The organism is Pseudomonas peradeniyensis (assembly GCF_014268935.2).
GTDB lineage: Bacteria > Pseudomonadota > Gammaproteobacteria > Pseudomonadales > Pseudomonadaceae > Aquipseudomonas > Aquipseudomonas peradeniyensis.
This window is the reverse complement of sequence record NZ_JABWRJ020000001.1, coordinates 736,679-758,823: the sequence shown is the minus strand read 5'-3', so window position 1 is coordinate 758,823 and position 22,145 is coordinate 736,679. Positions and strand designations below refer to the sequence as shown.

Below are 22,145 nucleotides of genomic sequence, written 5' to 3'. Positions count from 1 at the left end.
CTGTCTCAAGGCCTACGCCAAGGCTGGCAACCATGGCCTGACAGGTTCGGTACGTTGCAACAAATGTAGGAGCGGATTCATCCGCGATGCGCCGCGCGGGCGGCGCTCGATCTCAAGAGCGCTGCAAGACTCCCGCCTGGCACCTCGCAGCCCCAACACGACCTGCGCGCGAACCTAGAGCACCCCGTGCATCCGCACCACAACACCAAGGAACTCGCAGCCCTCCTCGCACACCAGGGTCGGATAGGCATTGTTGAGCGCCTTCAGATACCGCTGCCCACCCTCCTCGGTCAACTGCCGAAAGATCGCGGACTTGCCTGGCAGCCGGGCAATCACCAGACGCCCCGGCTCGGCGGGCACACCATCATCGACCAGGATTCGAACCCCCTCGGGCACGCTCCTGCCACTGGCGGCACTCATGGTGTCGTTCTCGACCGTCAGCCAGAACGCCTTGCCCTGGGCCAAGTAGTCAGTCTGCTCGAAGACCTCCGGCGCTTCCTGCTCCTGCTGACCCAACGTGCTCCAGTCACGTACCGGATAGCGGAAACACACGAAGTATTTTGCCAGCCCGTCGTCGTCATCCTCGTCCTTGAGGCCATAACGCGCCCGCTCCTCGCCCACCTGCCCCAACACACGCAGCTGCATGCTGACCTGGTAATGCGGCATGCCCAACTCGATGAACGTGCGGTTCATCGAGTCGACCCGGGGCTGACGGCGTTTCTTCAGCCAATGACCGATGCTGCCCTGGGAGACCCCAACGCGTTCGGCAAGCTGCTCCTGGGAGATATCGAGCTCCTCGATCCGTTCCCGGACCAGGGCTATCCATTTGTCCATATTCATCGCAGGCACGATACGGACTGCCTCCCTGCGTTCAATACACATCAAGTAGTATTTGCCAAAACACATTTCAATACTTTAGGTATTAGAATCAGACTTCACCTTTCCCCTATTGGTATTCGCAGGTAATCAGGATGAGCATCTCGAAAGAAACGGAAACAGATCTCGACGAAGAAGCAGCCCGCCGTGCCCTCGATTTCTACCTCAACCCCACCCCCACGCCTCGCGACCTGGAGCGCTCGCTATGGACCCTGCGCGAAGGTGTCAGCAACGCCCAGGCCTGTGACCATGCCATGGCCCTGCTGCGCTGCGCGTCGGCCACGGCACAGGAAACCGGCAACCATCTGCAGGGCACGACGCGGGAAGTGGTGTTTGCGCTGATGCACATGGTCAACATGGCCCGGGCCCTGCTGGAGCAGTGCCACGCCACGGAAAAGGCATCGATCTGAAGGGAGAACGTGATGGCCGACGAACGGCAAAAGCCCCGATTGCCGGGGACGAGGCGTGCGTCAGTTAGATATTTTTTAGCCAATCGCGGAAAAATCATTTGACTGGCAAATGATAACGATTATTATTGCACTCAGCAGGTCGCGAGACCCGCTGGATAACCTGCAACGTCCTCAGGTCGGACGCTCAGATTATCTCCTCATCAGGCTAATCACGGTTTTTGACCCGGCTTTTTGCCGGGTCATTTTTTTTGGCTCTTCAGGCTAATGAAGATCGTTGATGGCGGAGATGATAGCAAAACTGTGTCAGGACGTGAACGCTCATTACAAATCTTTGCGGAATCAGCACTTGAGAATCAATCTCGTTTAGCCTAAGCTGGCTTCGCGTCAAGGAAGATGCCCCCACCCCTTTCCTTAATGAGCAAGGAGCTGTCCATGACCCGCCTGCTGCTGCCCCTCGAGCACGACCCGCGCACCGCCGAACAGCATGGCGAAGACGCGCTGCTGCACGCGCTCAAGCGCCTGCCCCGCCGGGTCCAGCAAGTCTTCCTGCTCAACCGCCTCGACCAGCAGGGCTTCGCCGCCATCGCCGAACGCCTGGACCTGCCGCTGATCAGCATCGAGCGCCACATGAACCAGGCCCTGCAGACCGCCCGCGCCCCCGGCGACGCGCTGGCCAGCATCGCCGGCCAATGGTACGTGCGCCTGCAGAGCCCGCAGGTGACCGCCAGCGAACGCATCGACTTCCGCCGCTGGCTGGATGCCGACCCCGAGCACCTGCGCGCCTTCCACGAAACCGAACTGCGCTGGCGCAGCCTGCTCGCCCCGGCGCGACAGCTCGGCCATGACGGCTGGTACCGGCAAGGGCGTGCGGCGCTGTCGCTGGGTGGCTGCTCGATTGCCGTCGGGCTTGGTGTTGCCGCCCTCGTGGCGTTGGGACTGCTGACCTGAACCCGGGGCTCAGCCCCCCCGAAAGTTCCTGCCCCGACCGCTCTAGCCGGTGGTTTGAAGTCATAACAGCCCCTCAAAGAGAACTTTCCTACAGCAATGTAGGAAGCCGTTGGCAAGACTTCCTCCCGCACGCCCCCTATGGTCCTAGCCTTGTGCCACGCATCGAGCGCGCTTCTCCACGTTGAGGCGCCCGACAACAATGGACAGGGACCGCCATGCTTAACCATTCCGACCTGCGCTACAGGTCAAACCCTTTCATCGCTAAAACCGAATGCGAGATTGCGCCTTCCAGCTATCCGCGCCAGCGACTCATGCTGCCCCAACGATTTGCAAAGGGGGCGCGCCCATGACCCTCAGCCTCAGTCAATCCATCCTGGACGCACAACGCCAAGCCATCCCCGTCCCCAAACCCCGCTGCTCCGCCTGCCAGCGTATCGGCCTGCCCATCCTCCTGCTGCGGACCGCCTACGCCCCCAGCCCCAAGACCCTGAGCACGCGCAACCTGCCCAACTACAACGGTATCGCCGGCATCCCCATGCACAACGAACAGTTGCGCATCCTGCGCCAGGGCTATGTTTACGTGCTGCTCGATCAACGGGTCTGGCACGCCTACCAGGTCACCCCCGAAGGGGCGCTGCGCCAGTTCCCGGCCTTCCAGCCACCCCCGCAAGCCGGCAAACCCTTGTCCACGGCCTGCCGGCAAGAACATCACGATGTCATCGCGTCGTTCATAAACATCAACACCCTGCTGTACTCGACCGCCTGGATCGCCTTCGCCAACGATCCCTGGCCCAAGCCCGTGCTGGACCAGTACAAGCACGCCATCGCGAACAACGACCCCGAGCTCACCAGCCGCTTCCAGGCTCTCGACCTGAAAGCGGCCCGCGAAGCGCCCGGCAGCGTGGGACGGGCCATGCACGCAGACCGCTTGCAACTCGACGAGGTCCTGGAATACGCCGTGCCAAGCACCGGCCCCTTCACCAGCGTCCATGGCTTCTACCCTCGCCTCGAGCGCCTCGCGGCCACGCGCACGTACATCGCTGCCCTGATACAACGCGAAGAGCTCGCCGACGGCGTGCTCGCGCTGACGGTGCCAGACCCTGTCGGCATGGTCCAGGAGTGCAACGCGCAACGCCTCGCCTGGGTCCAGGCCCTGCAGGCCTGGCGCGCCGAGCCGCAACGGCACTTCGAGCATTTCACCTCCCTGGCCCTGCTCAGCATTCGCGAGCTGAACGCCACGCTGGCCGCCGGCGAGGCCGCCGCCGAAGTCGAGCGAGAAGCACGGGAGGTCGAGCGCTGGAACAGCAGCCCCCTGCTCGCCGCCAAGGCTCCCCTCCCCGCCGTGGATGTCGAGGCCCAATTGCCGCGTAGGATCGAACGCAAGCAGCAGGAGGCACGGGAACGCTTCGAGGAACGCTACGACGAGGGCGAACGCAGCGCCTTCGCCAGCGCCTACGAGACCGAACTGCACAACCGCCAACAGCTGATCGACCAGCTCGCCACCTTGTACGCCGAGCTCTACGCCGCCCCGGCGTTTCAACGCATCGCCTACAACGACTACAGCGCCATCGACTGGCGCTCGGTGGAGTACTTCGTGCGCATGATGGGCACCTGCCTGTATGGCGGCCCCAGCGAAACCCAACCGCAGGACGGTGCCACGCTCGGCGCGAGCCAACGGCTGTGGCAACAGGAACTGGAAAACCCCGACAGCCTGCTTTACCAGGCCCTGGTCGCCAAGCACCAAGGGCTGCTCCGGCAACTGCTGGAGGCCTTGACCAGCCAGGACCTGAGCAAGGTCTACGACACGGTCAAGGGCCTCACCACCAGCTACGAGGGCCAGCAGTTGATGGTCAAGCCGGTGCGCGACGCCATCGGCCAACTGCTCGCCGCCACCGCCAATGCCGGCAACACCCTCCACCAACACCTGTCCGCCGGCGCCCGGCAGATGATCGGCTACGTGCACAGCGCGGCGCTGCTGCGTTTTGCCGGTCAGCACATGACGCAGCTCGTCGTGCCGCTCAGGGCAGGCGAATACCTGAAGCTGCTCAACGAAGGCCTGCAGGCGCGCACCGATGCGCTGCTGGGCCAGCTGGACCAGGCCTTTCGCAAACCCGCCGCGCACAAGGTCAACGCCATGCTGCTCAGCGGCGCCATCACCGCGGCAGTGTCCGGCAAGCACGGCAAGGTCGTGGAACTGGTGCTCTGGACTATGGAGAGCGCCGAGGACCTGCAGGCCCGGTTGCAGCACCTGCAGGCCAGCGCGGGTACCAGCGCTGGCGAGGCGTTGCGCAGCGTGCGCATAGGGGCAGACAGCCTGCAATACCAGGCCGCCCACAGCCTGCGCCTGCTCAGCCTGAGCGCGGAGCAGACCCGCGCCCTGGCCCGTGAAGCCATGGGCAATCTGCGCAGTGGCTTGTCTGGCCTGGGGCCGGGCCGCGCGGACCTGATGTTGAGCCTGGGTGGGTTGTGGTTCCAGCAGGACAGCCTGCGCAGGAATCATGACGCGCTGACCGCGACCCCGGGCAATGCGGAGGCCGAAGCGCTGGCAGCGGTGTGGTCGTCGTCCATTGGGGTTTTGGGGTTGAGTATTGAGGCGACAGGGAAAGCGATCGAGATATTGCGGCCTGCCCGGGTCGGCGTGACAGCGGGCTCGACACTGATGCAAGGGACGCAACTTGTGAAGTACGGTGGCGCCATTGCTGCCGTGGCCGGACTTGCTGATGGGACTAATTATGCATTAGCAGCTCAACGAACAGACTTACAAGGTGACTCAACATCTAGCAACGCTTACTACGCGGCAGGTTTTTTAGCAATAACCTCGGGAGTTGCGGGAATAAGCACACTTTACTTTGGCACCACTTTTCTAGGACCTGTCGGGTTAGCTGTAATGTCTGCACTCATGGCCTATACATTTTCAGCCATTGCTAAAAAAAATGAGTCCTCCCCACTGGAACTCTGGGCACGCCAGTCCAGGTGGGGGCTGCCGACGTCACATCGTGAATGGCAGGTCGCAGAAGACAACGACAACGCTATAGGTGCTCTGAATGCTGCCCTATTGGGCATCACTGCGCATGCCTCAATAGATATAACATTCAAAGAAACACACCCTCCGAAAACGATAGAGCCGCTCGTCACGCTGAGGGACAGCTTCTCGGTTCCACTCGAAACACGTCTGAACTACACAATCACCATTCCTAACTTTGCTCACGAACAGGCAAGATACGAATGGACACTGGCGGTTTATTCACCGGGTAGAAACACTGTGCCGACCGTGTACTCAGGAGACAGCGACAAGGTAAAAACCGAGTTACATGAGAGCATCGGCAGTCCAGAGGACAATTCTCGCCAAGGAAAGACTCTAAGAATAGAAGGAAGCACACCAACCGCAGATTTCAAAACTATCGACGCCTTTGATTTAACAGTCAGCTATTGGCCCGACAAGGACGACACCACAAACCTCGCGAGGCTCGTAAAAAAACAAGACAAACTGGATGTGAGAAGATAAAAATGAAAAGACCCACCCTAATTCCCCCGTGTTCTGGCTGGAAAGAAGACTTCAATCCTCCGGAATCATCTCGCAGAGTCGAACCTTCTCCCAACCTAATAACTTCCAACCACCAAGATGATATCTATCTAGAGATACCTCGCAATTCCGTCGGCACGGGAGGAATGCTATTTTTATGCTTACCACCCAGCATATTTTCAATATTCATAGCCATAAAAATAATATCAAATAGCATCCAGCACAACGATTACAACTTTCTACTCATTGGGTTTGCAGCGCTACTAATCGCAACCTGGCAAACAACCTCATTTGCTCGCCTAATTCGCTCCACCCCTCGTGACGAGCCCATACGATTTAACCGGACCCGTCAAAAAATCTACGCTTACAACTTTACTTTCTGTTGGTGGAACCCTTTCATTCCATGGCCAATAAAAATCGTCAGCTACGACTGGAAGGATGTACGCGCCGAACGCTGGAGAAAACAGGCTGTCACCCACCAAGGCTCGCACCTCGTGAAGACAGGGATCATGTTGTCCGTCGTCGAACCGGGCACCAACAAGGTCATCGACCGGTTCTCTTTGAGTAATACGTATGGGGAAGAGTCCATCTGGGCCTACATCTGCACTTACATGCAACATGGTCTCGATGCTGTTTCACCTGCCCCACACAATGAAGATCACAACCTTCTCCTCTGGTATCAGTTCGCCAAGCGTCTGGGAGCAGAGGTCAAGTGGCCAGAGGCGATAGACCGCGAATCCCGCACCGCCCCTGTGCCCTCCACCGACTCACAGGCCACGAACAAAGTGACACCCTGAACACCTTTCGCGGTGTAGAGTACCTCCCACAACAACGCCAACAGGAGGCTGGCAATGACCGTGACGCTCTCCCCGCTGCACATCGACTGCGATTTCGACTCCGGCAACATCCTGGTCCTGGACGCCAGCAACCCTGCGCACGTCCACCTGAACATCCGCAAGGACAGCCACAGCGACCACTTCCAGTGGTTCCACTTCAAGGCCAGCGGCCTGACCCCGGGCCAGGTCCATCGCTTCAGCCTGGACAACGCTGCCGAGTCCTCCTACAAGAACGCCTGGACCGGCTACCACGCCGTGGCCTCCTACGACCAGCAGACCTGGTTCCGCGTGCCCAGCCAGTTCGACGGCAAGGCCCTGAGCTTCGACTTCAAGGCTGAACAGGCGCAGGCTTGGTTCGCCTACTTCGAGCCCTACCCGCGCGCCCGGCACAACCAGCTGATCGAGCGCGCCCGGCAAATCGCCGGCGTCGAACTGCTGGCCAGCGGGCGCAGCGTGCAGGGGCGCGACATTCCGCTGCTGCGCGCGGGCGACGGCGCAACCGGCAAGCGCAAGCTGTGGATCATCGCCCAGCAGCACCCGGGCGAGCACATGGCTGAATGGTTCATGGAAGGCGTGATCGACGCCCTCGAAGCCAACGGCCCGGTCATCCAGCAACTGCTGGCCAAGGCCGACCTGTACCTGATCCCCAACATGAACCCGGACGGTGCCTTCCTCGGCCACCTGCGTACCAACTTCAAGGGCAAGGACCTCAACCGCGCCTGGCAGGACGCCAGCGTCGAACTGAGCCCCGAGGTGTTCTTCGCCCAGAGCCAGATGAAGCTGCATGGCGTGGATGCCTTCATCGATGCCCATGGCGACGAGGAGATCCCCCATGTGTTCACCGCGGCCTGCGAGGGCAACCCCGGCTACACGCCGCGCATCGCCAAACTGGAAGAGCAGTTCCGCAGCACCCTGTGCAGCCTGACCCCGGACTTTCAGACCAAATACGGCTACACCCGCGACGAGCCGGGCCAAGCCAACATGACCTTGGCGTGCAATGCCGTGGGGCAGGCCCATGACTGCCTGTCGCTGACCCTGGAGATGCCGTTCAAGGACCATGACGACGCGCCGAACCCGCGCACCGGCTGGTCGGGCGAGCGCTCGAAGGCGCTGGCCGGAGCGGTGCTGGAGACGTTGCTGAAGATGGCCAACGACCTGCGTTGATCTGATCGATTTGTTCGCCGGCTTGCCGGCGAACAAGGCCAATCCGCTCCCACTTGAAAACAGTGTCTACGACTGTGAGTTCACAACATACCTTCAAACACGAACATCAAACTCTCCGCTTGCATGGAATAATTCGCTACCCAAATGGTAACTCAAATTGTATTCACCCTTGATTGCCTCCTTGGAGACCGTGGTGAACTCGATGTAGCCCTCGTGCGCCTCTACAAACTCAATATCGTGGTCTGACAGCCACAAGTCTGAGAAGTATTTTTGTTCGGCGCCGATCCACCACTTGCCCGTTTCAATCGGCATTTCCCCTAACCTGCCAATAACGATGAAACTATCGAAACTGTTAGTTCCGGCGATCATGCTGGTTTCCAAGGCAGTTTCCTTGAACTCGATATGAATTGGCTTGCCGTCCTTCACGAAATTCAACTCGAACGTTCCTTTATCCTTCCTTGCCCCGGCCAGAAATGCGCCATGCTTTTTCATAGTGCTGCCTCCAGTAGACATAAGTGATTTACCTACTTAGTCTAAGCAGCTTGGGCAACAGCCGAATACTGACAAAATTACCAGGTACGATACGGCATCCCAAAGCACGCATTCCCCACGCCTTGGAAACTGGGGTTTTGCATAGTCCCAGCCCCACACAGGCCTGCCCACTCAAAACTGCACATCCAGAATCACACTGTCGGTATAGGTCGCCGCCGGCGGCGTGGCCTGGTCGGTGTAGACCTTGGCGTTGTAGTTGAACACCTGGCTCCCGGTCCCGGTCCCCGCCCCGGGGTTCACCTCGGCATCGCTGCTTGAGCGCCGCGCCGCACCCACCGAGCCCCAGCGCACCACGCCGGCGCTCTTGAAGATGTCGTAGGCCAGGTAGTTGTTGGCGCTGGACTTCATCCGCCGCCGCCCGCCCGAGACATTCTGCCCGTCATCCAGCCCCACCGTGTAGTTGCTGCCCTTGGTGCACGACACGCTCACGCTCTGGTTCACCGTGCCGAATCCGGCCACCACCGGCGCGCTGGCGAAGCTGATGTTGGGCGTGGTGATCTGGCAATCGTTGGTCACCGTAAGGCTGACCAGCAGGGTCTGGTTGCCGCTGCCGATGTCGCGCCCCAGGCAGATGGCACCGATACCGATACCCGAGCAGTAGTTCCAGCTCCAGGCGATGTTCAGGGTTTCCTGGTACAGGCCGGCGGTGACATTGGCGCCGACCACGGTCTTCAGGTACAGCGGCACGGTCTTGGGCGTGCTGCCGTTGAGCAGGCCGAGGGCATCGATGATGCCGTTGCGGGCAAAGTCGAACTGCACGCCACGGCTGATCGGGTAGCTGGTGGTGTTGTCGGCGTAGATCGTATAGGGAATCACATCGCCGGTCGGCCCCACCAACCCACTGCTGGACGACGTGAAGGTGGCATAGAAATGGTCATTGCTGGTCAACAGTGACAACAGCGAGCCGGTGCACTGCAGGCCGGCATTGGTGGTCGAGGCACTCTGTACCGTGGTGCGCACCAGCGTCGAATTGACCGAGCCGAAGGCCGCCGGCGCGGTGGCCACCGAAGAGCACAACGCCCAGGCCATCCCCGGCAGCGCCAGCAGCCCTGCCAGGCACCCAAGGATCAGCCGGTTCATCGGCACACCAGCGGGCCGATCAGCGGGATCGGCCCCTGCCCTTCAGGCAGGTCGAACGCCACCTGGCACTGGCCGCCATCGGCCTTGTCCACCTGCAGGCGATTGTGCGGCGCCAGGTTCTCCAGGTAGACCAGCCCATCCCACCCCACCACCGCCTCGCCACCACTTTCCTGATGGCGTACCCGGCTGCCCAGCTTGAGCTCCTGCTGGTCGGCATCGACCAGCACCAGGCTCGCCGCCAGCACACGCTTGAGCGGGAACTCCAGCAGGTAGCCACTGCCACGGCGCACCGCCACGCGCTGCTCCACCTGCGGCGCCAGCACATCGGCGGGCAGGTCCATCGGGTCGATCTCGTACTTGCCGCGGTAGTAGCCGCTGCTATACGGCACCAACAGGTGGCCGTTGCGGTCGGTGCGGCCGATCTGCTGGTTCTCGTAGCGCACCGGCACGTCGGCGTAGCCGCTGGTGCTGACCACCACGAAGGCGTCGTCGATGCGGTTGGCAGCAAACAAGCCTGCGTCCATCAATACCAGCGAGCCACTGGCGTCGGCCCAACGGGTCATCTCGCCGCTGCTGCCGTATGCGCCCACCTGCAGCTGCACCGACTGCAGGCGCCAGGTCAAGTCGGCCTGGCGGTAGTCGTCGCGGTTGCCGCCGGTGGCGTAGCCCAGGTTGTAGCCCACCCCGCCGCCCACCGGCACCGCCTGGCTGTAGTTGACCCGTTGCAGGTCCTGGCCATCCTTGCTGCGCTCGGCGCTGAAGGCCAGGGTGCCGCGCAGGTCGAAGGGAATGACCAGCTGCGCCTGCACCGCCCACTGGCTGTCACCGACCTCGCGGCTGGCCGACAGGTACAGGCTGCTGTTGCGCCACAGCGGCTTGCTCCAGCTCAGGTTGATCAGCCGCGTGCGCGTGCCGTCACCGGCGCGCACATCGAAGTAGCCGGCGCCGAGGCTGCCATAGCGGTCCAGGTTGAGGCTCAGGGTGGCCTGCTCGCTGCGCTGGCTCAGGCGGGTAAAGGGGCTGTCGACCAGCGACAGGTCGGCGTAGTCGCCGTGGCGCTGCACGCGCTGGTAGTTAAAGCCGATGCGCCGGCTGTTGTACTGGTAGCCCAGCGCCACCTGCTGGCCCGTATCGCCTTCAAAACGGCTCTGGGTCAGCGCCGCGTTGAGCACGCCGAAGGTACCCAGGCGCAGATTGCCGCCCAGGCCGCCGAGCATCATCGACTCGGCGCTCTCGGCATGGGTTTCCAGGGTGAAGTAGTCGGACACCCCGTGGCGCAAGGTCGCCGAGGCCACGCCCGGGCCATAGGCGAAATCACGTACGGCGTAGTCGCGGCGCAGGCTGCCGGCAGCCACCGAGAAGTCCGACAGCCCCTTGGCCAGCAGGCTGCTGGTGACATAGAACGGCAAGGTGGTCGACACCTGTCGACCGAGGGCGTCGGTGGTCACCACCACCGCCTCGCCAGCGCCGTTGATGAACGGCACGTTGGTCAGGGTGTAGGGGCCCGGCTGCAGTTCGGTGCTGCTGCTCTTGTAGCCGTTGATGAACAGGTCCAGCGAGGTCGGCACGGCGGCTTCGCCGGCAAAGGCCGGCAGCGGATAGGTGACCAGGTCGGGTCGGGCGCCGAAGTCGCGGGACAGTTGCAGGCCGCCCACCCGCACCGAGGTGGTCCAGGGCAGCGCGCCGGTCACCAGGTCGCCCGCCTCATAAGTGAGCAGGCGCTGCTCGTCGGTGTAGCGGAAGGTGGTGTCGTAACGCAGGAAACCCTGGCGGCCCTGGGCCTGGGCACCATTGAACGACTGACGCCACTGCCCGGTGGTGGAAAAAGTGCCCCAGTCGTCGAACAGGCGCAGCTCGTTCCAGGCGGCCAGGTAGCTGCCGCCCTCATCGGTGTCATTGAGGTAGGCGTCGTAGTTGAGCAAGGCGCCGAAGCTGCTGCGGGCGTCGCTGGCCGGGTACAGGTTGCGCTCGCCGACCTGCTGGTCGGGCAGCCAGGCCGGCGGCACCTGCAGCAGCAGGCGCTGGTTCTGGCTGTCGTAGTCGCTGTGCAGGCCGGGGATCTCGTCCAGGGCCACTTCGCCCTGGGGTTCGCCCGGCAGCCTGATGCCCGCCTCGCGCAACACCTCGCTGGCCAGGTACAGGCGCCCGGCGCGCTGCTGCACCGGCACCAGCTCAGCCTTGGCCACCTGGTTCACCTGCAGGTCGAGGTACAGCGTGGCGTCGGCGATGGCGGCCTGTTCCGAGGGCGGCGGCGGCAGCTCGTCGGCCACGCCCAGGCCGGGCCCCAGCACCGCCAGGCCCAGGCACAACCGGTGCGTTGCCACCCGCACCCAGCTCACACACGACTTCCAACCATTACCGGGTCCTCCCTGGCCCCTGTGATCCGTTCAAGCGCAGGTCACAGCCCCTGTTTGATGGCCTGTGCCACCTCCTGGCCGTTGACCCGCCCCTTGAGCACGCTGGCGGCGCCCGGCGCGGCCGGTGCCGGCCAGCGCATGCTGGCGCCGGGCAGCACGTAGCCAAGCAGCCCCTCGACCAGCGGCCGGTCCTGGCCGGCCTGCTGCAGCACCACGTCGGTCAGCCGCGCATGCACCGGCCCCGTGTTGCGTAGCTCGACATAGGGCTTGCCCTGCACCGTCACCGCGCGCCAGCTCAACTGCGGCTTGCCCACGCCCTCTGCACTGCGCCTGCCCTCAGGGTCGGGCTTGCCCCACAACCCTTCGCCGTAGACGAACAGCGGCACCGAGTAGCGCATCTGCAGACGGATCGCCGCCTTCGGCCCTTCGCTGGCGGCATCGGTCGGCAGCGGCGAAGGGATCTCGTCAATGATGATGCGGTAGGCCTGCTCCTGGCCTGCCGGCGAGCTGCCGGTACGGGTCAGGCGAATCAGCTGCTTCTGCCCCGGCGCGATAGTGGCCACCGGCGGGCTGCCGATGATCTCGCGCTGGGCCTGGAACTGCTCCTGGTACTCGCCCTGGCGCCAGGCGAACACCCGCACCTGCAGGCTGGTCGGCGCCGAGCCGCGGTTTTCCAGCCACAGCGCGCCGGCCTTCTGGTCGGCCTCCAGCACCGGGTCGATCGGCCAGATCAGCACCGAAGTGGCCGCGAAGGCCGATGCGCAGCTGGCCAACAGCAGCAGCCCGATGATCCCACGCGCCCGTTTCGCGCCTGCCCCCATGCCCCTCTCCTTCTCGGTTATCCGCAGTGGCCTGTCACCAGGTCACCGTCACTTGCACGACATCGGTATAGGTCCCGGCCGGCAGGGTGCCGGTCAGGGTGGTACGGCCATAGACCGGCAGCTTGATCGCCGTCGGGTCGCTGTAGCTCACCGCCACGCTGCTGCCGATGCCCAGGCTCTGGCTGAACGCGGCGTCGCGGTACAGCTGGTAGGCCAGCAGTTGCGTGCCCCCCGAACGCTTGAGGTTGCGCGTGCCGCTGGCGCTGTTCTGGCCGCCGTCCAGGCTCATGCTCAGGGCCACGCCGGGGGTGCACTGGAAGGTCACCGTGCTGCCGCCGAGCGAAGTGCTCAGGGTAGCGGTGGACAGTGCCGAACTGGTGCCGTAGTCGAGCACGCCATAGGCCGTCACGCCGCCGACCACCAGGCAGCCGGCGACGATCTGCGCCGTCACCTGGAAGGTGCTGGTGGTGACCGCGTGGGCACCCTGGGTCAGCGCCAGGCACAGCCCGACGGCCAGCAGCCGCGCCGTGCCCGGCATGGCTCAGAAACTCAGCTCGACCGCCACCGTGTCGGTGTACACCCCGGCCGGCAGACCGGCCTTGCCGCGGGCCTGACCGTACAGGTTGACGGTCTGCGCCACGCCGGTGCTGGTCGGCAGGGTGATGGTGCCGTCGATCGCCAGCAGCTGAGTGTGCCCGGCGTCGGTGTAGAAGTCGTAGGGCACGAAATTGCCCGCGCCATCGGCCAGGGCCCGGGTCCCGCCGGCGGACTGCGAGTCATGGGTACCGGCTCGCACCTTGATCGTCGGCACCGTGCCTGCCGAGCAGAGAATGCTCATGGCCCCGCCACCGCCGCCGAGCACCTGGCCATTGGCAGTGGTGAACAGCGAATCCTGGGTGCCGAAGTTGAGGCTGCCGAAGTTCAGCCCCGAGGTGCCGCCGCTGCCGTTGACCTGGCAGGCGGCGGTCAGCGTCAGGGTCGAGCTGATGGTGCCGGTCACGGTGGCGGCCTGGGCCTGGGCGGCCAGGGTCAGGCCAAGGCCGGCGAAGATGCAGCGGGTGAGGTGCTTGGGCATCGGAATCTCCTTGCGTGTTACCAGTCCAGGGTCACCCTGAGGGTGTCGCGATACAGCCCGGCGGGCAGCGCGCGCGGTTGCGCGACCACCACGCCATAGATGGGCACGGGCACCTGCTGGGTGCCGCTGATGGTGAAGGTACGGGCCTGGCCGATGCCGTAGCGGCTGTTGCCGCCCGGGTCGATGGCCAGTTGATAGGGAATGAGTTCGCGGCCGTTGCTCAGGCGGCGCACGCCGTCGTTGCCGTTCTGCCCGCCGTTGATGCGCACGCTGAAGGCGCGCACCTGCGGCGAGCAGCTGATCTGCAGGCTGCCTTCGCCGCCGGCTTCGTCGACCCGGCTGGTCAGCGGCTGGTCCCAGGTCGGCCCGCGAGCACCGAAGTCCATCAGGCCCGGGTTGCCCAGGGTGGCCGGTTGCGGGTCACTGCTGATCTGGCAGGCGGCACTGATCACCAGCCGCGCCTGGATGAAGCCGGTGGTGGTGCCGTGGGCCGCGCCGCTGGGCAGCAGCAGCGGGCCGAGGGTCAGCAGCAGGATCGAACCACGGTGCAACGCGTCCATGAGCATGCAGCCTCCCTACCAGGTGACCGTGACTTTGAGCAGGTCGGCATACAACCCGGCGCGGGGCGCCCAGGCCAGCGTGTCGATCCGTGCGTAGAGGGGCAGCTCCACCGAGCCGCTGTCCGGCACCCGCGCCGATTGCGCCACGTCCACCGCCAGCGGCTGGCGCCAGGCGGCGTCACGGAACAGGCGGTAGGGAATCGGTCGGGCCTGGGCATCGGGGCTGGCGAGGTAGCGCACTTCGCCGACGCCACCGTGCTGGCCGCCATCGACACGCACCTGGTACGGGGTGTCCGGGTTGCACTCCAGGCGCGGCGGGCGCTGGGCGAGCAGCACGCCACTGGCCGGCGCGCCCGGGCCGTCCAGGCGCGCCACGCTGCCCAGGTCGATGCGTCCCAGCGCCTGCGGGCCGGCCTCGCGCTGCTGGGTGACCAGCATGCAGCCGCGCTGCACGCGCACCTGCACTTCAACGAGAAAATCCGCTGCCATGGCGTTGCCACTCAACCACAGGCCCAACAGCATGGCCACTAAGCGCTCCGTCACCAGTCGATCCTTGTGCGTATGGGTTGAGCTTGAGCGTAGCAGCGCGATTGGATCAGAGCCGGGGAAGGCCTACCCCTCTTTGGCATTAATGAAAAGGACGGAGTCGGGAGCCAGGCCAGTGCACAGGCGCCCCCGAAAATTTCCCGCCCCGACCACGAAACCCTGGCGCCCATCACCTTTCAAATAACCAGACCCCGGCAAAGCGGCCGCCATTCTGATACCGTTCAGCAGCAACATCCTGTGCAAACGCATGACCCATGCGTGGACGGACCCTACAGGAGAGTCCCGTGACGACCGACCCGACCTCGCTCGACCAGGCAATCGAGCGCTGTGCCCAGGAGCCGATCCAGGTTCCGGGCAGCATTCAGCCCCAGGGTTTCCTGCTGGTGCTGGACGAGACCGACCTGCGCGTGCTGCAGGCCAGCGAGAACGCCGAGCGCTGGCTGGGCGTGCCGGCCCGCGCCCTGATCGGCCAGGCCTTCGCCGAACTGGTCGGCGAAGGTTTCGACCTGCGCCAACAGTTGGCGAATCTGCCTGGCGATGAAATCTTCCCGTTTCATATCGGCGATGCTCGCCTGCACCAAGGCGCCCCCTGGCCGGCCGCGTTGCGGGTGCTGGCCCACCGTCACGACCAGGTGCTGATCCTCGAGTTCGAGCCCCACCGCGATTCGCCGGGCAACGCCGGCAAGGACGACTACTATCCCCTGGTCCGTGCCTTCGTCAGCACCCTGCACCAGGTCACCCGGATCGACGAGCTGTTGCAGCAGTCGGTGCGGCAGATCAAGCGCATCACCGGCTTCGGCCGGGTCAAGGCCTACCGCTTCGACAGCGAGGGCACCGGCACGGTCCTGGCCGAGGACGCCGACCCCGGCTACCCCAGCTACCTGGGCCTGTGCTTCCCGGCCTCGGACATCCCGCGCCAGGCCCGCGAGCTGTACCGGATCAACCGTATCCGGGTGATCGAGGACGCCAACTACCAGCCCTCGCCGCTGGTGCCGGCCGCCAACCCGCGCACCGGCAAGGCCCTGGACATGAGCTTCGCCGCGCTGCGCAGCGTCTCGCCGGTGCACCTGCAGTACATGCGCAACATGGGCACCCTGGCCTCGATGTCGCTGTCCATCGTGGTCAACGACCGGCTCTGGGGGCTGGTCTCCTGCCACCACGAGCAGCCGCGCCCGGTGGACTTCAAGACCCGCACCGCCTGCGAGCTGCTGGCCAACGTGCTGTCGCTGCAGATCGAGGCCATCGAGTCGCACGACAGCACCCGCCAGCTGCTCGACCTGCGCCAGCGCATCGTGCGCATGCTCGCCGCGATGGCCGACCACGACAGCGTCAGCGACGGCCTGCTGGCCCTGCCCGAGGTGATGCTGCAGTTCGCCGGGGCCACGGGCGCGGCGATCATCAGCGCCGAGCGCTGCGACCTGATCGGCGCCACGCCGCCGGCGGCGCAGGTCAACGCCCTGGCGCACTGGCTGGCGCAGCGTGGCGGCGACGCGGTGTTCCATACCGACAACGTGCGGCGCGACGTCGACGAGCTACCGGAGCTGGCCCGGCATGCCGCCGGCGTGCTGGCGGTGGCGATCTCGCAGATCCATTCGCATTACCTGCTGTGGTTCCGCCCCGAGCAGGCCCACATGGTGAATTGGGCCGGCCGCCCGGAAAAGACCGTGGCACCCCAGGGCAACCTCAACCCACGGCACAGCTTCGAGCGCTGGCAGGAGGAAGTGCGCGGCTTCAGCGCGCCCTGGGACCCGCTGATCATCGAAGGCGTGCAGGAGCTGCGCGGCGCGGTGCTCGGCATCGTCCTGCGCAAGGCCGAGGAAATGGCGCAGCTGGCCGGCGAGCTGAGGCGCTCGAACAAGGAACTCGAAGCGTTCTCCTACAGCGTGTCCCACGACCTGCGCGCGCCGTTGCGGCACATCGCCGGTTACAGCGAACTGCTCGGCGAGATCGAGGGCGCGCAGCTGTCCGAACGCGGCAAGCGCTTCCTCGGTCATATCGAGGACGCCGCGCAGTTTGCCGGCACCCTGGTGGACAACCTGCTGAACTTCTCGCAGATGGGCCGCTCGGCGCTACGCCTGACCGACGTCGACCTCAACACCCTGATCGATGCCATCCGCACGGAGTTGGCCCCGGACTACGCAGGCCGCGCCGTCACCTGGGAAGTCGCCGAGCTGCCCAAGGTCATCGCCGACCCGGCCTTCATCAACATGGTCCTGCACAACCTGATCGCCAACGCCATCAAGTACACCCGTGGCCGCGACCCGGCGCGCATCGAAATCGCCGCCGTGCGTCACCGGCACGAGATCGAGTTCCTGGTGCGCGACAACGGCGTGGGTTTCGACATGGCCTACGTCGACAAGCTGTTCGGCGTGTTCCAGCGCCTGCACCGCATGGACGAGTTCGAGGGCACCGGCATCGGCCTGGCCAGCGTGCGGCGGATCATCGAGCGCCACGATGGCCGGGTCTGGGCCGAGGGCCGCATCGACCAGGGCGCCAGCTTCCACTTCACCCTTCCCCTCCACCCCACGTCTGCCTGAGGCCGGACACCATGCTCAAGCCCATCCTGCTGGTCGAAGACAATCCAAGGGACCTCGAACTGACGCTGCTCGCCCTGGAGCGCAGCCAGCTGGCCAACGAGGTCATCGTCGTGCGCGACGGCGCCGACGCGCTGGACTACCTGCTGCGACGCAACGCCTATGCCGGACGCGATGACGGCAACCCGGCGGTGATGCTGCTGGACCTCAAGCTGCCCAAGGTCGATGGCCTGGAAGTGCTCAAGGTGGTGCGCGACACCGCCGAGCTGCGCAGCATCCCCATCGTCATGCTGACCTCCTCGCGGGAAGGCCCCGACCTGCGCCGGGCCTATGAGCTGGGGGTCAACGCCTACGTGGTCAAGCCGGTGGAGTTCAAGGAGTTCGTCACCGCCATCTCCGACCTCGGCATGTTCTGGGCGGTGCTCAACGAACCGCCACCCGGTTCGTTGCGCCTGAACCGACGCGGCAGCAATTGAGGCGAGCACGATGCAGCACACCCCCTTGAAGCTGTTGATGGTCGAAGACAGCGCCATGGATGCCGAGCTGATCCTGGTGCGCCTGGAGCGCAGCGGGCTGCAGGTGCAGTCGCGGCTGGTGTTCGACCATGTCGGCGCCGAGCATGCCCTGCGCGAAGCCTCCTACGACCTGATCCTGTGCGACTGTGTGCTGCCGGGCTCCTCCGGCGCCGACGTGCTGGCCACCGCGCAGCGCCTGGCCCCGCACGTTCCGTTCATCTTCCTCTCGGGCATCTACGGTGAAGAGCACGCGGTGGAGATGATCCGTCTCGGCGCCACCGACTACGTGCTGAAGAAGAACCTGCCGCTGCTGCCCAAGGCGGTGCGCCGGGCACTGACCGAGGTGCAGGAGCGCCAGCGCCGGCGCCGCGCCGAGGAGGCCCTGGCCGAGGCCGAGGCGCGTGCGCGCATCGCCATCGACGCCGCCGGCATGGGCACCTGGGATTACCGTCCGCAGGATGGGCAGATGGTCTGGGATGATCGCTGCAAGATGCTGTTCGGGCTGCCCAGCGACACGCGGATGAGCCTCGAGGTGTTTTACGCCGGCATCCATCCCGAAGACCTGCCGCGCGTGCGCGACAACGTGGAGCAGGCCATGCGCCCGGACAGCGACGGCCATTACCGCGCCGAGTTCCGCATCGCCCCGGCCGGCGCGCTGGAGCCGCGCTGGCTGCTGTCCACCGGCCAGACCCAATTCGTCGACGGCCTGTGCGTGCGTTTTTCCGGCGTGCTGCAGGACATCCACCCGCAACGCCAGGCCACCCAGGCGCTGGAGCAGCTCAACGAGATGCTCGGCGAACGGGTCGAGCGCCGCACCCGCGAACGCGACCGTGCCTGGGAACTGTCCCAGGACCTGCTGGCAGTACTCAACAAGGACCTGACCCCCGTGGCGCTGAATCCGGCCTGGGAGACGGCGCTGGGCTTCCCTCGCGAACGCCTGGCGCAGATCTCGCTGCTGCAGCTGCTGCCAGAGAACGACCAGGAAAGCTTCCTCACCGAGCTGGCCACGCTGTCCCAGGGACGCACCAGCGCTCGCTTCGTCGGCCGCATCCTGCATGCCGAAGGCCAACAGCGCTGGCTGTCGTGGGTGGTGGTGGCGGACGATAACCTGCTGCACGTGGTCGCCCGCGACATCTCCAGCGAACGCGAGGCGGTGCTGGACCTGGCCGAGGCCAACGAGCGCCTGCGCGAGCAGATCAGCGAGCGTGAACGCATCGAGGCCGCGCTGCAGCAGATGCAGCGCCTGGAAGCAGTCGGCCAGCTCACCGCCGGGGTGGCGCACGACTTCAACAACCTGCTGACGGTGATCCTCACCGGCGCCAGTTTCCTGCAGAGCGACCTGGACAAGGGCCAGCTGGACAAGGCCAGCAAGCGTCTGCAGCACATCCGCGAGGCCGGCGAGCGCGGAGCCAAGCTGACCGCCCAGCTACTGGCGTTCTCCCGCAAGCAGCGCCTGGAACCGGTGCCGCTGAACCTCAATCAGACCCTCGCAGGATTGGAGGAGCTGCTGCGCCGCACCCTGGGCGGCAGCATCACCGTGCGCCTGGAGCTGGACGCCGGCCTGTGGCAGGCCCTGACCGACCCGACCCAGACCGAGATGATCATCCTCAACCTGGCGATCAACGCCCGCGACGCCATGCCCGAAGGTGGCCAACTGACCCTGGCCACACGCAACACCCGGGTCAGTACCCGTGCGCAACGTCCGGAAGAACCGGAGCCCGGCGACTACGTGGTGCTGAACATCCGCGACAATGGTTGCGGCATGAGCGAGGACGTGCTGGCCAAGGCGTTCGAGCCATTCTTCACCACCAAGGACATCGGCAAGGGCTCGGGGCTGGGGCTGGCGCAGGTGTTCGGCTTCGCCAAGCAGTCCGGCGGCGGCGTACGCATCGACACGACACCGGGCCGCGGTACCCTGGTCAGTGTCTACCTGCCGGCGGTCAAGGCCCGCGCCGACACCTTGACGGCGGGACAGGACGAACTGCGTCCGCTGTCCAGGCAAGGCAGCGAACGGCGCATTCTGCTGGTGGATGACGACCACTTGGTGCGCGAAATGATCTGCGACCTGCTGCAACGCCAAGGCTACGAGGTGCAACAGGCACACGACGGCAAGCAGGCCATGGCGCTGCTCGACGAGCGCATCGACCTGCTGCTTACCGACTTCGCCATGCCCGAGTTCAACGGTGCGCAGTTGGCCCTGGCGGCTCGCGAGCGCTACCCACGGCTGCCCGTGGTGTTCCTCACCGGCTACGCACAGTTGCAAGGGCTGGAGTTGCCGGGGTGCCAGGTGCTGCAGAAACCGGTGCACGAACACGCCCTCGCCCAGACGCTGGCCGAGTTACTGGAAAACCGGTAGGCAGAAACGAAAAAATCGCCGAAAGGCGATTTAGGGAGATGGTATAGCTTGAAAATGGCAGGGGCGGCTGGATTCGAACCAACGCATGGCAGGATCAAAACCTGCTGCCTTACCGCTTGGCGACGCCCCTGTATCGGATCTGGCGAGTGACTGATTCACCGCCTCACTGACAACCCCCTTGCAGCTCCGTGTGTTGTTGCTCGGGAATGGCCGGCACTTTAACAACCTTTTTTCGAGGTGGGAAGCTTTTTTTAAAAAAAATTACAGAAAAACAGCAAGTTAGTTATGCCCGCCCGATTTTGTGGGGTTTCTGCCGGCCCTATCGCGGGGCAAGCCCGCTCCCACGCAGACGATGCTCGCGCAATGATTTCCCACAGCCAAAGTGTTCTGGCGTGGGAGCGGGCTTGCCCCGCGATAGTCCCCTCGACAACCATTCGTCGCAATTCCCCCGCCTCGCCTCAACACAATCGCATTCCTCCCTTCCAATCAGATAGACCCCGCCGGCGCATCACAAGGAGGACGCCATGCCTGTTTCCCACGACCTCTATCAGGACCTGCACTACCCCCGCGAGATCGTCCAGCAGCGACGCCAACACGACCCGCAGCTCGACCGCCTGCTCGACGAGTACATGGACATCGACAACCAGGTGCTGGCCGCCGAGTCGATCTCGGCGGGCAATTTCCAGGACGACGACCTGCGCCACCTCAAGGAACGCCGCCTGGCGATCAAGTACATGATCGAGCGACAGCTGGAGCACAAGGCCTGACCTATCGCATTTCACGATCATTGCCCGGCACATTCTCGATTGGTCAAAATGCCCGCCGTCGCGCAAGCTGCGCCCTGCCCCAGATCCGCCCCGAGGAGCCCGCCACTTGTCCACCTGGATTCCCGCACCCTTGCGCCTGCTCGGCCAGCGCCTGCGCCACGAACCACCTGCGGACAGCGCCCTTGCGGGCTACTTCCAGGACCGCGCGGCCGAACGCGGCTACACCCTGAGTGACGGGCAACGCCGGGTGATCGCGGCGATGGCCGCGCAACTGACCACGCTCGCGACAGGCCAGGCACGCAGCCTGTACCTGCACGGCGCGGTCGGACGTGGCAAGAGCTGGCTGCTCGATGGCTTCTTCCAGGCCGTGCCGACCGTGGCCAAGCGTCGCCTGCACTTCCATGAGTTCTTCGCCCGCCTGCACCAGGGGATGCATCGCCATCGGGCGCTGGACGATGCCCTGGAGGCGACCCTCGACGAGCTGCTGGGGGATTGCCGGGTATTGTGTTTCGACGAGTTCCACGTCCACGACATCGGCGACGCCATGCTGCTCACCCGGCTGTTCGATGCCCTGTTCGCCCGTGGCGTGTTCCTGCTGGTCACCTCCAACTACGCCCCCGAGGGGCTGCTGCCCAATCCGCTGTACCACCAGCGCTTCCTGCCGGTGATCCGCCTGATCCACAGCCGCATGCAGGTGCTGGAAGTGAACGGGGACACGGATTTTCGCAGCCTGCCGGCCAACCGCGCGCATCAGCGGTTTACCCAGGGGCATTATGTCTGGCCGGGCACCCCGGAGCAGCGTCAGGCGATGGCGCTGCCGACAACTTCGCCATGCGTGCTGGAGATCAACAAGCGGCCGCTGCGCGCCCTGGCCTGCGAGGAACGGCTGGTAATGTTTGCCTTCGACGACCTCTGCGAGCAACCCACCGCGGTGATCGACTACCTGGCCCTGGCCGAACGCTATGACCACTGGATCATCGAGGGCCTGGACGACCTGGCCGAATGCTCGCTGGCGGCGCAGCAGCGCTTCGTCAACCTGGTGGACGTGCTGTATGACCAGGATCGCCAGGTGACGGTGATCGCAAAGCGGCCACTGGAGCAGAGCCTGGGTGGGGCGCTGGCCGACCTCATGCGTACGCGCAGCCGGTTGGGGCAGTTGCATCAAGTGGGGGTCTAAGCACCAGCCTTTTCAAGGGTGCCCGGCTTGGAGTTGCCGGGGCTGCTT

Annotated in this window: 19 protein-coding genes and 1 tRNA gene; 10 read left to right on the top strand and 10 right to left on the bottom strand. The window is 64.7% G+C overall.

Annotated elements, in window-relative coordinates:
• Positions 1-174: 174 nt before the first annotated feature.
• Positions 175-882 (bottom strand): S24 family peptidase, encoded by a 708-nt coding sequence (locus HU751_RS03460; RefSeq protein WP_186732644.1) that lies wholly within the window; start codon positions 880-882, stop codon positions 175-177.
• Positions 883-971: 89 nt separating this feature from the next.
• Here HU751_RS03460 and HU751_RS03455 point away from each other — a divergent pair, with 89 nt between their 5' ends.
• The 5 genes from HU751_RS03455 (at position 972) to HU751_RS03435 (ending at position 7,757) form a co-directional block, all read left to right on the top strand.
• A complete protein-coding gene (locus tag HU751_RS03455; protein WP_028692517.1) occupies positions 972-1,286 on the top strand; it encodes a DUF6124 family protein in 315 nt (104 codons plus the stop codon).
• Positions 1,287-1,718: 432 nt separating this feature from the next.
• Positions 1,719-2,234, top strand: a complete 516-nt coding sequence (locus HU751_RS03450) for a DUF4880 domain-containing protein (RefSeq protein ID WP_186732641.1) — start codon at positions 1,719-1,721, stop codon at positions 2,232-2,234.
• A 346-nt stretch (positions 2,235-2,580) separates the two neighbouring features.
• A complete protein-coding gene (locus HU751_RS03445) occupies positions 2,581-5,739 on the top strand; it encodes a T6SS effector BTH_I2691 family protein (RefSeq protein ID WP_217862530.1) in 3,159 nt (1,052 codons plus the stop codon).
• A 2-nt stretch (positions 5,740-5,741) separates the two neighbouring features.
• Positions 5,742-6,554 carry a DUF6708 domain-containing protein gene (locus HU751_RS26765; protein WP_189657417.1) on the top strand — a complete coding sequence of 271 codons (813 nt, stop codon included), beginning with the start codon at positions 5,742-5,744 and terminating at the stop codon, positions 6,552-6,554.
• 54 nt (positions 6,555-6,608) lie between these two features.
• Positions 6,609-7,757, top strand: a complete 1,149-nt coding sequence (locus HU751_RS03435) for a M14 family metallopeptidase (protein WP_186734308.1) — start codon at positions 6,609-6,611, stop codon at positions 7,755-7,757.
• 93 nt (positions 7,758-7,850) lie between these two features.
• Here the strand turns inward: HU751_RS03435 and HU751_RS03430 are convergent, their stop codons facing one another.
• From HU751_RS03430 to HU751_RS03395, 8 genes are all read right to left on the bottom strand, one after another.
• Positions 7,851-8,249 carry a hypothetical protein gene (locus tag HU751_RS03430; protein WP_186734309.1) on the bottom strand — a complete coding sequence of 133 codons (399 nt, stop codon included), beginning with the start codon at positions 8,247-8,249 and terminating at the stop codon, positions 7,851-7,853.
• 171 nt (positions 8,250-8,420) lie between these two features.
• Complete coding sequence (locus HU751_RS03425) at positions 8,421-9,389, bottom strand: Csu type fimbrial protein (RefSeq protein WP_186734310.1); 969 nt, start codon at positions 9,387-9,389, stop codon at positions 8,421-8,423.
• A complete protein-coding gene (locus tag HU751_RS03420; protein WP_186734353.1) occupies positions 9,386-11,719 on the bottom strand; it encodes a fimbria/pilus outer membrane usher protein in 2,334 nt (777 codons plus the stop codon). Before HU751_RS03420 ends, HU751_RS03425 begins: the two co-directional genes overlap by 4 nt.
• Before the next feature lie 68 nt (positions 11,720-11,787).
• A complete protein-coding gene (locus HU751_RS03415) occupies positions 11,788-12,567 on the bottom strand; it encodes a fimbrial biogenesis chaperone (protein WP_186734311.1) in 780 nt (259 codons plus the stop codon).
• A gap of 34 nt (positions 12,568-12,601) precedes the next feature.
• On the bottom strand, positions 12,602-13,105 hold the full coding sequence (locus tag HU751_RS03410; protein ID WP_186713543.1) for a Csu type fimbrial protein: 504 nt from the start codon (positions 13,103-13,105) through the stop codon (positions 12,602-12,604).
• A gap of 3 nt (positions 13,106-13,108) precedes the next feature.
• Positions 13,109-13,642, bottom strand: coding sequence for a Csu type fimbrial protein (locus HU751_RS03405; protein WP_186734312.1), 534 nt, complete (start codon positions 13,640-13,642; stop codon positions 13,109-13,111).
• 17 nt (positions 13,643-13,659) lie between these two features.
• Positions 13,660-14,193, bottom strand: coding sequence for a Csu type fimbrial protein (locus tag HU751_RS03400; protein WP_050705101.1), 534 nt, complete (start codon positions 14,191-14,193; stop codon positions 13,660-13,662).
• Positions 14,194-14,217: 24 nt separating this feature from the next.
• On the bottom strand, positions 14,218-14,745 hold the full coding sequence (locus tag HU751_RS03395; RefSeq protein WP_186734313.1) for a Csu type fimbrial protein: 528 nt from the start codon (positions 14,743-14,745) through the stop codon (positions 14,218-14,220).
• A gap of 287 nt (positions 14,746-15,032) precedes the next feature.
• On the opposite strand from HU751_RS03395, the gene HU751_RS03390 reads away from it, so the two are divergent.
• Genes HU751_RS03390 through HU751_RS03380 form a run of 3 tightly spaced genes read left to right on the top strand, consistent with a single transcriptional unit; the run spans position 15,033 to position 20,153 of the window.
• On the top strand, positions 15,033-17,285 hold the full coding sequence (locus tag HU751_RS03390; RefSeq protein ID WP_437181032.1) for an ATP-binding protein: 2,253 nt from the start codon (positions 15,033-15,035) through the stop codon (positions 17,283-17,285).
• Between the two features lie 11 nt (positions 17,286-17,296).
• Positions 17,297-17,758: a response regulator gene (locus HU751_RS03385; RefSeq protein ID WP_186734315.1), complete on the top strand. Its 462-nt coding sequence runs from the start codon at positions 17,297-17,299 to the stop codon at positions 17,756-17,758.
• A 10-nt stretch (positions 17,759-17,768) separates the two neighbouring features.
• Positions 17,769-20,153 carry a hybrid sensor histidine kinase/response regulator gene (locus HU751_RS03380; RefSeq protein WP_186734316.1) on the top strand — a complete coding sequence of 795 codons (2,385 nt, stop codon included), beginning with the start codon at positions 17,769-17,771 and terminating at the stop codon, positions 20,151-20,153.
• 55 nt (positions 20,154-20,208) lie between these two features.
• Here HU751_RS03380 and HU751_RS03375 read toward each other — a convergent pair.
• Positions 20,209-20,283, bottom strand: a tRNA-Gln gene (locus HU751_RS03375).
• Positions 20,284-20,677: 394 nt separating this feature from the next.
• On the opposite strand from HU751_RS03375, the gene HU751_RS03370 reads away from it, so the two are divergent.
• A complete protein-coding gene (locus tag HU751_RS03370) occupies positions 20,678-20,920 on the top strand; it encodes a hypothetical protein (protein ID WP_050705088.1) in 243 nt (80 codons plus the stop codon).
• A gap of 106 nt (positions 20,921-21,026) precedes the next feature.
• Positions 21,027-22,097, top strand: coding sequence for a cell division protein ZapE (gene zapE, locus HU751_RS03365; RefSeq protein WP_186734317.1), 1,071 nt, complete (start codon positions 21,027-21,029; stop codon positions 22,095-22,097).
• Positions 22,098-22,145: the final 48 nt, after the last annotated feature.